Origin of the sequence: Pseudotabrizicola formosa (assembly GCF_002900965.1) — a bacterium.
Lineage (GTDB): Bacteria > Pseudomonadota > Alphaproteobacteria > Rhodobacterales > Rhodobacteraceae > Pseudotabrizicola > Pseudotabrizicola formosa.
The window spans coordinates 177,228-191,677 of sequence record NZ_PJOM01000002.1 but is presented as its reverse complement, the minus strand read 5'-3'; the positions used below and the strand labels follow the sequence as shown (position 1 = coordinate 191,677).

Here is a 14,450-nt window from a genome sequence, read left to right as displayed (position 1 = left end):
TTGGTATTGCAGCAAAGACGCCGGGGAAACCTGGCGTCTTTTGCTTTGGTGGCGGCACCTGCCGATCCGTTACAGCTTCACAAGAATGTCTTTGGCTGCAACAGCGCGTAACGAAAGCCCCCCCGCCCGGCGTAAGGCCCGATGTACCGCAAGACGCGGTGCACGGATCCAACAACGGGAGTTTCACATGTCTTACCAAGCCAAATCCCTTGCCATCGCCGGTGCCCTTGCCGCCACCCTGTCCGCCTCTGTCGCTGGCCCCGCGCAGGCGCAGGAGATGGAGAAATGCTTTGGTGTGTCGCTGGCGGGCGAAAACGATTGCGCCGCCGGTCCCGGCACCACCTGCGCCGGCACCTCGAAGGTCGATTATCAGGGCAATGCCTGGACGCTGGTGCCGGCCGGCACCTGCACCACGATGGAGCTGCCAGAGGGCCGGATGGGCGCGCTGGAAGCGCTGGAGCGTGATCTGCCGGCGTAAGGCGTCCGGCGATCGTCAGACTGGGGGGCTTCGCGCCCCCCAGACCCCCGCGGGATATTTAAGAACAGATAATGAAGGGGTTCAGGATGCTTGATACGGGCAGTCGGGCTTTGCCAGCCGCGCCGGGGGTGGGGTACAAGCCGCAGCATTTCGCGGGCATCATGGCGGATCCGGGGCCGGTGCGCTGGCTGGAGGTGCATGCCGAGAATTACATGGGCGCGGGCGGGCGCCCCTTGGCGCAGCTGCGCGCGCTGGCCGAGCGGTTTGCGATCTCTGTCCACGGGGTCGGGCTGTCGATTGGCGGGGAAGGCGCGTTGGACACGGCGCATCTGGCGCGGCTGAAGGCCTTGTGCGGCTGGCTGCGGCCTGCCAGTTTTTCCGAGCATCTGGCCTGGTCGACGCATGACGGCGTGTTTCTGAACGACCTGCTGCCCCTGCCCTATACGCAGGCCACGCTGGCGCGGGTCTGTGACCATATCGATCAGGTGCAAGAGGTGTTGGGGCGGCAGATGCTGCTGGAAAACCCCTCCACCTATCTGAGCTTTGCCCAAGCCACGATGGAGGAAGTCGTGTTCCTGCGCGAGGTGGCGCAGCGGACCGGCTGTGGGCTGCTTCTTGATGTGAACAATGTCTTTGTCAGCGCGGTCAATCAGGGCTTTGATCCGGCGGCGTATCTGCGGCGGTTTCCGCTGGAGCTGGTGGGCGAGATCCATCTGGGGGGACATGCCGAAGACGCGGCCGACCATGGAATGCCCTTGCTGATCGACGCGCATGGCACGCCGGTGGCCGATCCGGTCTGGGCGCTTTACGCGCAGGCGGTGGCGCAGGGCGGGACGCGTGCCACGCTGATCGAATGGGACAATGATGTGCCCGACTGGCCGGTGCTGCGGGCCGAGGCCGGGCGGGCGGCACAGGTGCTGGCCCGCGCCGGGGCGCGGGTGACGGCATGAGCCAGAGCGCCTTTGCCCAAGCCGTGCTGATGCCGGACGCGCCCCTGCCGCCGGGGCTGGTCGACCCGCAAGGCCGCCCTGCCCCGCGCCGGTTTGACGTGTACCGAAACACTGTGGCGGCGTCGCTGGTGGCGGCGCTGGAGGAGGGGTTTCCGGTGGTGCGGCAGTTGGTTGGAGCGCCGTTCTTTGCCGCCATGGCGCTGGTCGTCTTGCGGGCGCATCCGCCGGAAGGGCCGGTGCTGAGCGGTTATGGCGCGGCATTTCCGACGTTTCTGGAGCAGTTTCCCCCTGTGGCGCATCTGGGCTATCTGCCTGATATGGCGCGACTGGAGCTGCTGGTGCGCGACAGCTATCACGCGGCTGATGCAGTGCCGCTTGCCGCAGAGGCGCTGGCGGCGCTGCCGGTGCCGGCGCTGCTGGCCAGCCGCATCGGGCTGGCCCCGTCGTTGCGGCTGATGCCATCGCGCTGGCCGGTGCAGGCGATCTGGTGCGCGCATCAGGCAGGCGGCGCAGAGCCGCCGATGCAGCCCGGGGATGTGGTGGTGCTGCGCCCTGAGTTTGACCCGCGCCCGCATCTGCTGCCTGCGGGCGGGTTGGCGGTGATCCGCGGGTTGCACGCGGGGCTGACGCTGGAGGCGGCGCTGGACGCAGCCCCGGGGGCAGATCTGACCGCAGTGCTGACCCTGCTGCTGCGCGGGCGAGCCATTGTGGAGCTGCGCCGATGATGACAACCGCAGACGCCGCAGCCCAGGCCCTCGGGCGATGGCTGGACCGCATGGCCCCGGCGCTGCTGCCGGTGCTGGCACGGCTGGTATTTGCCGCGGTGCTGGCCGGTTACTTCTGGGCCTCGGCCCTGACCAAGCTGGGCCCCGGTCTGCTGATGCCATCGACGGGGGCCTATGCGCAGATCTTTCCGCGCGCTTTCGAGGCCGTCGGCTATGATGCCAGCCAATTGGGGCTGTGGCCGCGTCTGGTGGTGCTGGCGGGCACGGGGGCCGAATTTCTCCTGCCGCTGCTGATCATCGCAGGCCTGCTGGCGCGGCTGGCGGCCCTTGGGATGATCGGATTTATCCTTGTGCAAAGCCTGACCGATGTGATCGGCCATGGTGTCGCGGGGGCCGATCTGGGGGCGTGGTTTGACCGCTTTGCCGATGCGCTGATCCTGGACCAGCGTGTGCTGTGGACGCTGCCGCTGGTGGTGATCGTGATGATGGGCGCGGGTCCGGTTTCGGTCGACCGCTGGTTGCGCAACTTGCGCAGAAATCAGCCGACGGACCAGAAAACCCGGCCTGCGGACAGCAATGGCGGCGATGGGGCCGTGAAACCTCTTGATTTTAACCGAAAGTGAGTCATCCTTGAGCCAAGTGATGACAGACTTTCTGACCGCCTCGCAGACCGAAGGCCGTGGAATCTGGCGGCACGGCTTGTGGCAATTCCGCTGCGAGGTGAGTTGAGAGGAGAGACGGCATGCCAACCGGCACAGTGAAATGGTTCAATGCAACCAAGGGCTTCGGCTTTATCGCGCCCGATGATGGCGGCAAGGATATCTTCGTGCATATCTCTGCGGTTGAACGGGCCGGGCTGCAGGGCCTGAACGACAACCAGAAGATCGCCTATGAATTGCAGTCGGGCCGCGATGGCCGGGAATCGGCCAGCGACCTGCGTCTGCTCTGAACCCCGGGCCTGTGGCACCACAGGTCACCACAGCACAGACACGAACGGTCCGCATGGCGGGCCGTTCGGCATTTCAGGGGATCAGGCGCCGGTCAGCGCCTCGACCGTGGCCTGATCCCAGCCCAGATACCAGCGGCCATCCGCCTCGATCACCGGGCGCTTCATCACCGTGGGTTGGCTGCGGATTTGCGCATCAGCGTCTGACGCCTTGAAAAAATCACTGGCCCCCCGATAGGTGGTCGAGGTCTTGTTGATGATCCGGTCGCCGAATTCGCCCACGATCGTCTCGATCTCGGCATCGGACAGCGGGTCTTTGCGCACGTCGCGGAAGCTGACGGTCTGGCCCGCAGCCTCCAGCGCCTTGATCGCCTTTTTGCAGGTGTCGCAGGTGGAAATGCCATACAGGATCATGTTCGGCCTCATGTGATCAGGGGGTGGTGCCTGTCTAGCCCGCAGCGCCGCCCGGTGCCAGCCCCGGGTTTGGGTCAGCCGACCAGCGCGCGGGTGATTGCCACACCGGCCCAGGCCGAGAATGCGGTCAGCACCGCGCCCCACAGAGTATCGGTCATCACCATCGACCAGTGCCAGTCGCGCATGATGGCATAGCTGGTGAATTCATAGGTGCCGTAAGCCATGGCCCCGATGATCGCCGCAGGCAGGATCAGCGGCGCCCCATCGCGCAGGGCGGGCAGGCTGACCAGATAGATCAGACCGGCGACATAGGCCGCATAGAACAGCCCCGCAGGCGCATAGCGGATCGGTTCGGCCATCAACGCGCCGATATGGCGGGTGAACAGCGGTTTCATCACCAGCGTCAGCATGATCGCATCGACGATCAGAAACACCAGAGCCGTCGAAAGATACAGTGTCACAAGTTGCATCGGAAGCTCCCTTTTCCACGATGGTAAAGCGTGGATTTCCTCGATGGTAGAGCGAGGATCGCAAAGGTCACGTTTTGCGTCGCAAATGCGTGCCGCTTGCTTGCCCCGCCGAACGGGGATCGCCCGACGCGCGCCGGGCAGCGCGCCTGTAAAATTGGTGACAGTTTTACTCTTGAATATCCAGGGCCGACCGTCTACGCGGTTCTCGACTGTTTTTGTCGGAATTGGAATTGCCATGAGACCCATCACCTGTCTTGCCGCGCTGAGCGGTCTTGCGACTGTGCTGCTGACCCCTGCCGCATGGGCAGAGGCCACCACCTATCCGCTGACGATTGACAACTGTGGCCAGCAGGTGACCTTCGCCAAGGCGCCCGAGCGCGCTGTGGCCCTTGGTCACAACAGTGCAGAAATCCTGTATCTGCTTGGTCTTGAGGATCGGATGGCAGCAACCGCGTTCTGGCCGAACCGGGTGCTTGCGGAGCTTGAAGCCGCCCATGCAAAGGTCGAGGTCCTGACCGTGGAATTTCCGACGCTGGAAGCCATTCTGGCCCAGCAGCCCGATTTTGTTCCGGCGATGCTGGTGACGCTGCTTGGTCCCGACAGCAAGGTGGCCAAGCGCGAGGATTTCGAGAAACTGGGGATCCCGACCTATCTTTCCCCCAGTGCCTGCACGGTGGTGGCCGACACCCAGAACAGAACCGGGAGCGCCGTCAACAGCGTCTATGGTCTGCGAGAGAGCCTGTGGAGCATGGACCTGCTCTATCAGGAAATTGACGAGCTGGCGCGGATTTATGACGTGCAGGACCGGGGTCAGGCGCTGATCGCCGATCTGAAGGGCCGCGAGGCCGCGTTGCGCGCCGAATTCGCCCGCCGTGACGATCTGACCTTCCTGTTCTGGTTCTCGTCGCCCTCGCCGTCCGACGATGCCTATCTGGCCGGTGGCAACGGTCCTTCGGGGTATATCGCGGATGTGCTGGGCGGGTCGAACGCGCTGACGACCGAGGCCGAATGGCCCGCACTGGGGTGGGAAGGCATCATGGCCGCGCAGCCCACGGTGATTGTGGCGGCGCAGGTGGACCGCAAGCGCTGGGGCCTCGACGAGGCGCAGACCAAGATCGAATTCCTGACAACGGATCCTGCGGTGAGCCAGATGGACGCGGTCAAGGCGGGCCGGATCGCGGTGATGAGCGGGGCGTCGATGAACCCCTCTGTCCACACGCTTTACGGTGCGGAAGAGCTGGCCGCGCAGCTGCGGAGCTTTGATCTGCCGTGACAGACACAGACACACAGGAGGGCGGGGCAGGCACGCTTGCCCTGTTCCTTGGGCTTGTCTTGCTTTTGCTTGTGATCGCGGTCGCCTTTGCGGCCGCGATTGGCGATTACCGGATCAGTGTGGGCACGGTGTTCCTTGCCGTGACCAATGGTCTGGGCCTGACGGCCGCCGACATTCCCCCCATTGAACAGAGCGTGGTCTGGGATCTGCGGCTGAGCCGGGCACTGGTGGCCGCGCTGGCGGGCGCGGGGCTGGCGATCTGTGGCGCAATCCTGCAGGCGCTGTTGCGCAATGCGCTGGCCGAGCCGTTTGTGCTGGGGGTGTCCGCCGGGGCCTCGACCGGCGCGGTGGCGGTGATCGTGCTGGGGATCGGGGCGGGCAGCCTGAGCCTGTCGATGGGGGCCTTTGCCGGGGCCTTCGCGGCCTTTGGTCTTGTTGCGCTGCTGTCGAATGGCGCGACAAGCGGGCCGAACCACACGATCCTTGCAGGCGTTGCCGCTTCGCAACTGTTCAACGCCCTGACATCCTATATCGTCACCACCTCGGGCAATGCGCAGCAGGCGCGCGATGTGATGTTCTGGCTTCTGGGCAGTTTCGGGGGCGTGCGCTGGCCGGATTTCCAGCTTTTGCTTGGTGTGGTGATCATCGGCCTTGCCATCTGCATGGTCATGGCCCGGTCGCTTGATGCCTTTACCTTCGGAGATGAGGATGCGGCGTCGCTTGGTGTGCCGGTGGCGCGCATCCGGCTGATCCTGTTTGCGGTGACCGCCCTGATCACGGCGACCATCGTCAGCATGGTCGGGACCATCGGTTTTGTCGGCCTCGTTGTCCCGCATGCCGCGCGCTATATTGTGGGGCCCTTGCATCTGCGCCTGTTGCCCGTCTGCGCCGCCGTGGGGGCGGTCTTTCTTGTGCTGGCCGACATCGCCTCCCGCGTGGTGGCCCAGCAGCAGACCATTCCGATCGGCGTCGTGACGGCGCTGGTTGGCGTGCCGTTCTTTGCCATCATCCTGTACCGCGCGAGGCCGCAGACATGACCGTGATCGCGCAGAATCTGGTCTGGGGCGTTCGGCGCAAAGGCATCGTCAACGACGTGTCGCTGAGCGTGGCCAGGGGCGAGACCTTGGGCCTGATCGGCCCCAACGGTTCGGGCAAGTCTTCGCTGCTGCGGCTGCTGTCGGGGCTGAAATCGCCCCAGTCCGGGCGGGTGGAGATTCTGGGGCAGGATATTGCCCGGGTGTCGCGCAAGGCGCTGGCGCGTCAGGTGGCCTTCGTTCAGCAAAACGCCGGCACCGACACCAATGTTGCTGTCCGCGATGTGGTCCGGCTGGGCCGGACACCGCATCGCGCGGCGCTGGCGGGGTGGACTGCCGAGGATGAACGCGCGGTTTCGACGGCGCTGGAGCAGGTGGATATGACAGACCGCCGGGCGCAGCCCTGGCAGACCCTGTCGGGGGGCGAGCGTCAGCGCGTCCATATCGCGCGCGCCCTTGCGCAATGTCCGCGTGTGATGTTTCTTGACGAGCCCACGAACCACCTCGACATCCACCACCAGATCGAGATCCTGCGCATGGTGCGCGGGCTGGACATGACCAGCGTCATTGCCCTGCATGACCTGAACCTGGCCGCCATGTTCTGCGACCGGATCGTGGTGCTGCAAGCCGGGACCGTCGTGGCCTGCGGACCCCCTGCCGAGGTGCTGACACAGGCGCTGTTGCGCGAGGTCTTCAGGGTGCGGGCCGAGGTGAGCCTTGACGCCCCTTTGACGCAGCCGCATATCCGGTTTCTGGCGGCCTGAGGCGTGCAGCAGGCCGAGCGGCGGTTAAAGGTGCCGGAGCGCAGGCTTGCCCCCGTGCAAAGGGGGAATGGCCGCGCTTTCCTTGGTTCCGGGATGATGATAGCCCTGACCGCGCACCTGTGGGGAAAATCAGGGTTTTGGATCGCCGGACTATGCCAGCAACTGTCACCACTGATCAGACCGATGACGGCAGCGTGCTGCGGCTTGGCGGCGCATTTGCGCTGGCCGATCTGACAGGCTTGCACAAGGCGCTGATGCGGGCGGCGGCAGCCGGGCCGGTGACGGTGGATCTGACCGAGGTGACGCGGCTGGACACGGCGGCGGCCTGGGCCATTGCAGAGGCGGAAAAGGCCGCGCAATCGGCCGGACATGCGCTGCACCTGGAAGGCGCAGACGAAGGTGCCGCGGCCCTGATCGACACGGTGCGCGCGGCATTGCCCGACCCCGACACCCAGACAAAACCCGCCTTTTCGCTGCTGCACTGGCTGGATGGCTTTGGCCGGTCGGTTGCGGCGGGCGGGGTGTTTCTGTCGCAGCTTCTGGGCATTCTGGGGGTGTTCATCGCGCGGCTGGGCCGGTCTGTGCTGCACCCGTCGGAATTTCGTCTGACATCGCTGGTGCATCATTGTCAGGAGGTGGGGCTCAAGGCAGTGCCGATTGTGGCGCTGATGGCCTTTCTGATCGGGGTGGTGCTGGCGTTTCAGGGCGCGGCGCAGTTGCGGCAGTTCGGGGCCGAAGTGTTCGTGGTTGATCTGATCGCGGTGTCGATCCTGCGCGAACTTGGCATCCTCTTGACCGCCATCATCGTGGCGGGGCGCACGGCCTCGGCCTTTACCGCCGCCATCGGCTCGATGAAGATGCGCGAAGAAATCGATGCCATGCGCACGCTGGGCATCGATCCTGCCACGGCCCTGATCGTGCCGCGTGTCCTTGCGCTTTTGCTGATGCTGCCGATTCTGGGAATGATCGCCAATGCGACCGGTCTGTTCGGCGGCGCGCTGATGAGCTGGATCGAGCTTGGCATCTCGCCGGGTCTGTTTGTCACCCGGCTGGTGGAAAACACCGATGTGTCGCATCTGATGGTGGGCACCATCAAGGCCCCGTTCTTTGCCATCGTCATCGGGATCGTGGGCTGCCATGCCGGTCTGCAGGTGGGCAACAATGCCGAATCATTGGGACGCCAGACCTCTGCCGCGGTGGTGACGGCGATTTTTTCGGTGATCGTGATCGACGCTTTGTTCTCGGTTTTCTTTGCGCAGGTGGGCATATGAGGGACGAGGCAGATCAAGACCCCGTGATCCGTCTGCGCAGCATCCGCACCCAGTTTGGCAGCCATGTCGTGCATGACGGGCTGGATCTGGACGTGTACCGGGGCGAGATCCTGGGTGTGGTCGGCGGATCGGGCACGGGCAAATCGGTACTCTTGCGCTCCATCGCCGGCTTGCAGCGCCCCACAGAGGGCGAGATCGAGGTGCTGGGCACGGATGTGCGCAAGGCCAGTGAGGCAGAGCGTGCCGCCCTGGAACGGCGCTGGGGCGTGATGTTTCAGGATGGCGCGCTGTTTTCGTCGCTCAATGTGCGCGAGAATGTCGAGGTGCCGATGCGCGCGGTTGAAGGGCTGGACCCTGACCTGCGGCGCGCGATGGCGGATCTGAAGATCTCGATGTCAGGCTTGCCTTATCTGGCGGGCGACAAATACCCTTCGGAACTTTCGGGCGGCATGCGCAAGCGGGCGGGCCTGGCGCGGGCCTTGGCGCTGGACCCTGAAATCGTGTTCCTGGACGAGCCGACCGCCGGGCTGGACCCCATCGGCGCCGCCGATTTCGACACGCTGATCCGGCGCCTGAGCGATACGATGGGGCTGACGGTGTTTCTGGTGACACATGATCTGGACACGCTGCACGCAATCTGCGACCGGATTGCGGTGCTTGCCGAAAAGAAGGTGCTGGTCACGGGCACCATGGACGAGATGCTGAAAGTCGATCACCCTTGGGTTCACGACTATTTCCACGGGCCACGCGCCCGCGCGGCGCTGGCCGCAAAAGACGCCCAGAAAGAAGGTTGATCCGTTGGAGACCAAGGCAAACTATATTCTGATCGGCGGCTTCACTCTGGCCGGGCTGCTGGGAATCCTGGCGTTTTTCCTGTGGTTCGCCCAGGTGCAGCTGGACCGGCAATTCGCCTATTACGATGTGCGCTTTACCTCGGTGTCAGGCCTTTCCAGCGCGTCGGATGTGCGCTTTGCCGGTCTGCCGGTGGGCCAGGTGGTGGATGTGCGGCTGTCACCCGATGGCGACGGCACCGTGCGGGTCAGGCTGGAAATCGGGGCCGAGGTGCCGGTGCGGACCACGTCGATCGCCACGATTGAATCTCAGGGTGTCACCGGCGTGTCCTTTGTCGGCATCAGCCCGGGTGAGCCCGAGGATGCCCTGCTGCGCGGCCGCGACATCACCGATGTGCCGGAACTGGAAGCGGGCCGGTCGGTGCTGCAAAGCCTGTCGGAGGATGCGCCGCGGCTGGTCGAGCAGGCGGTGGCGGTGATGGAAGATCTGACACAGCTTGCCAGCCCGGAAAACATCGACCGGATTGACAACATCATCGCCAATGTCGAGACGGCCTCGGCGGGTCTGTCGACCGCGCTTGAGGATTTTTCGGTGGTGGCTTCGGCGGTGTCGGAGTTTGCCGACAATATCTCGTCCTTCAGCACCACGGTGGAGACGCTGAGCGGCCAGGCCGAGAGCCTGCTGGCCACGGCCGAGGGCACCTTGACCAACCTCGACACACTGATCACGGACACGCGCACCACCGTGGCAACCGGCACGGCCACCTTCGATCAGGCGACCGCCACCCTGTCATCGGCAGACACCTATATTCAGGACGAGTTGCGCCGCACCACGGATGATCTGCGCGCCGGCATTGCCGAGATCCGCACCCAGGTTGAACAGATCGGGGCCGAGGCCCGCGACACGGTTGCCGAATTCCGCCGCACCGGCGAGGCCGCCACGGCGCGCCTGACCGAGGCCGAGGCGACGATCCAGGCCACCGATGCGATGATTGCCGAGCTGACCGACACGCTCAACGCGGTCGAGACGGCATCTGTCAATTTCGACACGCTGATCACGGTCGATGGCGCGGCTTTGGTGGCCGAGGCGCGTGCCGCGATCCGCCCGATTTCCGAGGCGGCCAATGCCGACCTGCCGGCTGTGGTGGCCGAGATCCGCGCGGCGGTGGAAACCGCCAACCGCACGATTGCCGAGGTGGGGCAAAGCCTGACCGATGCGAGCGGCAATCTGGACGGGCTGGTCGATACCGCCAGCAGCACCTTGACCACGGTCACCGACACTTTCGCCAATGCCAATGTCACATTGGGCGCGATCAATTCGGCGCTGGAAGTCGGGGAGCGCACCTTGTCTGCCGCCGAGCGCACCTTTGACGGTGCGGACCGCGTGATCAACGAGGATGTGGCGGCGATCACCACCGATCTGCGCCGGACGATCGACAGTCTTGATCAGGCCATTGCCCAGGTCTCTGCCGATATTCCCGGCGTGACGGCCGATCTGAAAGCGGCAAGTGCGGCGGCGCGGCAGGCCTTTGACGAGGTGGCCCGCACGGTTGCGGCGTCGGGTGGGCCGGTGCGCGACTTTTCGGCCAATGCCTTGCCGCAATTCACCCGGCTGGGAGCCGAGATGCGCGGGCTGATCACCAATCTTGACCAGCTGACGCGCCAGATTCAGCGTGACCCGGCACGGTTCTTTTTCAACGGTACCAACACGCCGGCCTATCGCCGGTGACACAAGCCATCTCACCGCCCCAAAGAAAGAGCACTGCCATGCTTCGCCCGATCCTGACCCTTCTTGCCACAACGGTGTTCCTGTCCGGCTGCGCGGCGATTTCGGCGCTGAGCGGGGCGGCGACGCCGCTGGAAAGCTATGACCTGCAGGCCCCCGCCGACGGCCCGGTGGCGCGCAGCAGTCTGGCGCGGCAACTGGTGGTCGAGGTGCCCTCGGCCCCCGGCGGGCTGATGACGGAACGGATCATGATCCGCCCGCGCCCGTTGCAGGCGCAATACCTGACCGATGGGCAATGGTCGGCCGAAACGCCCCTGATGCTGCAGACGCTGATGGTGCGCACGCTCGAAGACAGCAACGGCTTTCGCTATGTCGGGCGCCGCCCGCTGGGCAGCTTTGGCGATTACGTGCTGATCTCTGAGCTGACCGATCTGCAGGCCGAGGCCGTGCCAGAAGGGGAAGGCGCCAACATCCGTGTCCGCCTGACCGCCCGTCTGGTGCGCGAAAGCGATGCGTCGGTGCTGTCGACCCGCACCTTCAACGTGTCTTTTCCGGTGGCCAGCACGGAAACGATTGATCTGGTCGAGGGATTCAATACGGCGACCCAGATCATGCTGAAAGATCTGTCGTCCTGGGTTCTGGCCGCGCTTGGCCTGCGCGTCGGCTAAACGCCGGGTCCAAGCACATGGTGCAGGCCCGGCGCTGCCCTATCCGCACAGAAAAAGTTTAATTTCGGCGGCACCTTGCGCGTGATCCCCAAGACCCACAGCTTTGCGTGCAGGGCGGATCACCTGCCTGCGGGAGCGGTTGGACGTGGATTATGTTTATCTTGTCATCGGGCTGATCGGCCTGTTTTTCGGGGGGGAAGCGCTGGTGCGCGGCAGTGTCGGGATCGCCCGGCGCATGGCGATCCCGCCCCTGCTCATTGGCCTGACTGTGGTCGGCTTTGGCACATCGACGCCCGAGCTTTTGGTGTCGGTTGATGCGGCCCTGCGCGGCGTGCCGGATATTGCGCTTGGCAATGTCATCGGGTCCAACATCGCCAATATCCTGCTGATTGGCGGTCTGACCGCGCTGGTCTGGCCGATCCGGGTCACCGGGTCGACGCTGAAGCGCGATACGGCGGTGATGGTCGGGGCCGCACTCGTGCTGGTGCCGGTCTTTGCCTTGGGGATGATGGGGCGGCTGTCGGGACTTGTGCTGGTGGCGGGCCTTGTGGCCTATCTGGTCTGGGCCTACCGCCAGCCCGGTGAGGCGGTGGCAGAAGAGGTGGACGGGCCGCTGCCCGCATCCACGCTGGTGTCTTTGCTGTGGGTTCTGGGCGGGCTGGTGGCGCTGATGGTCGGCGCACGGTTTCTGGTGGATGGCGCAGTGTCCATCGCGCGGGGCTATGGCATATCCGAGGCCTTCATCGGCCTGACCATCGTGGCGGTCGGCACGTCCCTGCCCGAGCTTGCGACATCGCTGATCGCTGCGGTCCGGCGCCAGTCTGAAATCGCCATCGGCAATATCGTGGGGTCCAACATCTTCAACGTGTTGGGTATTCTGGGGGTAACGGCGCTGATCGCGCCGATCCCGGTGGCGTCGCGCTTTCTGACCTTTGATCTGCCGGTGATGATCGGCGTGTCGCTGGTTCTGACCGCCCTGCTCTTGACCCGTCCGGTGATCGGGCGTGGCTTTGGCGTGGCGATGCTGGCGGGCTATGTCGCCTATGTGGTGGCTGCGCAGTAGCGGTTGGCTGTTGTTGCCCGGCCCCGATCCGGCCTAGGGTCGGGGCTGCGCGCCTTCACAGCTCCGGATTTTGCCATGTTCGATGTACTGACCCCACTTGCCCATGCGGCGGGCGATCTTGCCCTGAGCCATTTCGGCACCCTGTCGCAGGCGGCGATCAGCGCCAAGGGGCCGCTGGATCTGGTCACCGAGGCCGATCGTGCGGTCGAGGCGCTGATCATCAAGGGGTTGCGCGCCGCCTTTCCGCAGGATGGCATTCTGGGCGAAGAAGGTGGGAGGACTGCGGGCACATCAGACCGGGTCTGGGTGATCGACCCGATTGACGGCACCATCAATTTCGTCCGGGGTGGCACGCAATGGGCGGTGTCGATCGGGCTGTGGCAGGCAGGGGTGCCGGTGGCGGGCATCATTCACGCCCCGGCTCTGGGTCTCACACTGGCCGGCGGCGCCGGCCACCCGCCCCGTCTGAATGGCCGGATTCTGCCGCCTTTGACGCCTTACCTGCCCGACCGCGCCGTGGTGGGAGTGGCCCTGGGCCGTGCCATGCCGGTTGCCGACCGGATCGGCATTTTGCGCTATCTGACCGAGGACGCAGGCGTGTTGTTTCGCTGTTGCAATGCCTCGACCATCGCCTTGCTGGACCTCGCGACCGGCGAGGTGGATGCCCATGTCGGCTGCGGCGAAAGCGCCTGGGATGTCATGGCCGCCTGGCCGATCCTTGTGGCGCTTGGCGCGACATCGACGCTGGACTGGCAGCAGACCCCGCTGGACGCAAAGCTGCGCTATGTCATCGGCAAGCCCGCCCTGGTGGAGGCGATTGCATCGCTGGGGCGCGCTGCGGCATGACCCGGCTGCCGCAATCCCCGCCACAGGGTGGGATCAGGGCTGCAGCAGGCCCGGTGCCATGCAGGGCGCGGCCACCGTCGCCTTGCCAGCTGCGCAGGTGACATCTGCCACCAAGTCGCCTAAATCAGGGAAAAGGACGGCGGCCACGATGGAAAAGGGATAGGTTCATGATCTTTGACACGCATCTGCATCTCGTGGACCGCAGCCGAATGTCCTATCCATGGCTGAACACCGCCCCGGCGCTGAACCGTGACTGGAGCTATGACGCCTATGAGACCACCGCCCGCCGCATCGGCATCACCGATGTGCTGCACATGGAGGTTGATGTGGCCGAGGCTGATATCGAGGCGGAGACCGCCTTTGTCGCCGAATTGATGCAGCGGCCGGGCAGTCTGATCCGCGGGGCGATTGCCTCGGCGCGGCCCGAGTCGAGCGGTTTTGCCGGCTGGCTGGACCGGGTTGACCGCCGCGTGGTCAAGGGCGTGCGCCGGATTTTGCATGAGGTCCCGGATACGGTGTCGCAAACCGCACAGTTTCGCGACAACATCGGGCGTCTGGGCAAGGCCGGGCTGCCATTTGATATTGTGATGCTGGCGCGGCAGCTGCCGCTTGCCGCCGAATTGGTGGATGCCTGCCCTGACACGGTCTTTGTGCTCGACCATTGCGGCGTGCCCGACATTGCGGGGGGGGCGTTTGACGCCTGGGCCGCTGACATCACCGCACTGGCGCGGCGCCCGAATGTGATTTTGAAACTGTCTGGGATCACCGCCTATACGGGCGGCACCTGGACATTGGCCGGTTTGCGCCCCTGGGTCAGCCATGTTCTGGACCAGTTCGGCCCGGATCGTATGGTCTGGGGCTCTGACAGCCCGGTCTGCACCCTGCACTCTGACCTTGCCGAATGGGTCGCCACCAGCCAGGCGCTGCTGGCAGAATTGTCGGGCAGCGAGCGGGATGCGATCCTGCACGCGAATGCCTGCAAGATCTGGGATATCCCATTGCCTGACCGCCTTCTCGCATGAGGGCAGCAC

17 protein-coding genes are annotated in these 14,450 nt (G+C 65.0%); 15 read left to right on the top strand and 2 right to left on the bottom strand.

Annotated features, from left to right (window positions below):
- Positions 1-187 precede the first annotated feature (187 nt).
- The 5 genes from CXR43_RS05015 to CXR43_RS04995 all read left to right on the top strand — a co-directional run bounded on the left by CXR43_RS05015 (position 188) and on the right by CXR43_RS04995 (position 3,102).
- A complete protein-coding gene (locus CXR43_RS05015) occupies positions 188-478 on the top strand; it encodes a BufA1 family periplasmic bufferin-type metallophore (RefSeq protein ID WP_103332978.1) in 291 nt (96 codons plus the stop codon).
- Between the two features lie 86 nt (positions 479-564).
- Positions 565-1,428: an MNIO family bufferin maturase gene (gene bufB, locus CXR43_RS05010; protein ID WP_103332977.1), complete on the top strand. Its 864-nt coding sequence runs from the start codon at positions 565-567 to the stop codon at positions 1,426-1,428.
- Complete coding sequence (locus tag CXR43_RS05005; RefSeq protein ID WP_103332976.1) at positions 1,425-2,153, top strand: HvfC/BufC N-terminal domain-containing protein; 729 nt, start codon at positions 1,425-1,427, stop codon at positions 2,151-2,153. Before bufB ends, CXR43_RS05005 begins: the two co-directional genes overlap by 4 nt.
- On the top strand, positions 2,153-2,776 hold the full coding sequence (locus tag CXR43_RS05000) for a DoxX family membrane protein (RefSeq protein WP_103334029.1): 624 nt from the start codon (positions 2,153-2,155) through the stop codon (positions 2,774-2,776). Before CXR43_RS05005 ends, CXR43_RS05000 begins: the two co-directional genes overlap by 1 nt.
- A 119-nt stretch (positions 2,777-2,895) precedes the next feature.
- On the top strand, positions 2,896-3,102 hold the full coding sequence (locus CXR43_RS04995) for a cold-shock protein (RefSeq protein WP_103332975.1): 207 nt from the start codon (positions 2,896-2,898) through the stop codon (positions 3,100-3,102).
- Positions 3,103-3,183: 81 nt separating this feature from the next.
- On the opposite strand, the gene CXR43_RS04990 is transcribed toward CXR43_RS04995, so the two are convergent.
- Both CXR43_RS04990 and CXR43_RS04985 read right to left on the bottom strand, forming a co-directional pair.
- Positions 3,184-3,513 carry an arsenate reductase family protein gene (locus tag CXR43_RS04990; protein WP_103334028.1) on the bottom strand — a complete coding sequence of 110 codons (330 nt, stop codon included), beginning with the start codon at positions 3,511-3,513 and terminating at the stop codon, positions 3,184-3,186.
- 74 nt (positions 3,514-3,587) lie between these two features.
- A complete protein-coding gene (locus tag CXR43_RS04985; protein ID WP_103332974.1) occupies positions 3,588-3,983 on the bottom strand; it encodes a DUF2177 family protein in 396 nt (131 codons plus the stop codon).
- A gap of 235 nt (positions 3,984-4,218) precedes the next feature.
- On the opposite strand from CXR43_RS04985, the gene CXR43_RS04980 reads away from it, so the two are divergent.
- From CXR43_RS04980 to CXR43_RS04935, 10 genes are all read left to right on the top strand, one after another.
- The gene (locus tag CXR43_RS04980; RefSeq protein ID WP_103332973.1) at positions 4,219-5,256 is read left to right on the top strand and encodes an ABC transporter substrate-binding protein; all 1,038 of its coding nucleotides are present in this window, start codon (positions 4,219-4,221) and stop codon (positions 5,254-5,256) included.
- Entirely contained in the window at positions 5,253-6,293 is a 1,041-nt protein-coding gene (locus CXR43_RS04975; protein WP_103332972.1) for a FecCD family ABC transporter permease, read from the top strand. Before CXR43_RS04980 ends, CXR43_RS04975 begins: the two co-directional genes overlap by 4 nt.
- Positions 6,290-7,054 (top strand): ABC transporter ATP-binding protein, encoded by a 765-nt coding sequence (locus tag CXR43_RS04970; RefSeq protein WP_103332971.1) that lies wholly within the window; start codon positions 6,290-6,292, stop codon positions 7,052-7,054. The genes CXR43_RS04975 and CXR43_RS04970 overlap by 4 nt, the downstream gene beginning before the upstream one ends.
- Positions 7,055-7,206: 152 nt before the next feature.
- Positions 7,207-8,325: an ABC transporter permease gene (locus CXR43_RS04965; protein WP_103332970.1), complete on the top strand. Its 1,119-nt coding sequence runs from the start codon at positions 7,207-7,209 to the stop codon at positions 8,323-8,325.
- Positions 8,322-9,119, top strand: coding sequence for an ABC transporter ATP-binding protein (locus CXR43_RS04960; RefSeq protein ID WP_103332969.1), 798 nt, complete (start codon positions 8,322-8,324; stop codon positions 9,117-9,119). The genes CXR43_RS04965 and CXR43_RS04960 overlap by 4 nt, the downstream gene beginning before the upstream one ends.
- 4 nt (positions 9,120-9,123) lie before the next feature.
- Positions 9,124-10,845 carry an MlaD family protein gene (locus CXR43_RS04955; protein WP_103332968.1) on the top strand — a complete coding sequence of 574 codons (1,722 nt, stop codon included), beginning with the start codon at positions 9,124-9,126 and terminating at the stop codon, positions 10,843-10,845.
- Positions 10,846-10,883: 38 nt separating this feature from the next.
- A complete protein-coding gene (locus CXR43_RS04950; protein WP_103332967.1) occupies positions 10,884-11,510 on the top strand; it encodes an ABC-type transport auxiliary lipoprotein family protein in 627 nt (208 codons plus the stop codon).
- A gap of 145 nt (positions 11,511-11,655) precedes the next feature.
- The gene (locus CXR43_RS04945) at positions 11,656-12,573 is read left to right on the top strand and encodes a calcium/sodium antiporter (RefSeq protein WP_103334027.1); all 918 of its coding nucleotides are present in this window, start codon (positions 11,656-11,658) and stop codon (positions 12,571-12,573) included.
- A 75-nt stretch (positions 12,574-12,648) separates the two neighbouring features.
- On the top strand, positions 12,649-13,419 hold the full coding sequence (locus CXR43_RS04940) for an inositol monophosphatase family protein (RefSeq protein WP_103332966.1): 771 nt from the start codon (positions 12,649-12,651) through the stop codon (positions 13,417-13,419).
- 167 nt (positions 13,420-13,586) lie between these two features.
- Positions 13,587-14,441 (top strand): amidohydrolase family protein, encoded by an 855-nt coding sequence (locus tag CXR43_RS04935; RefSeq protein WP_103332965.1) that lies wholly within the window; start codon positions 13,587-13,589, stop codon positions 14,439-14,441.
- The last annotated feature ends 9 nt before the right edge of the window (positions 14,442-14,450 follow it).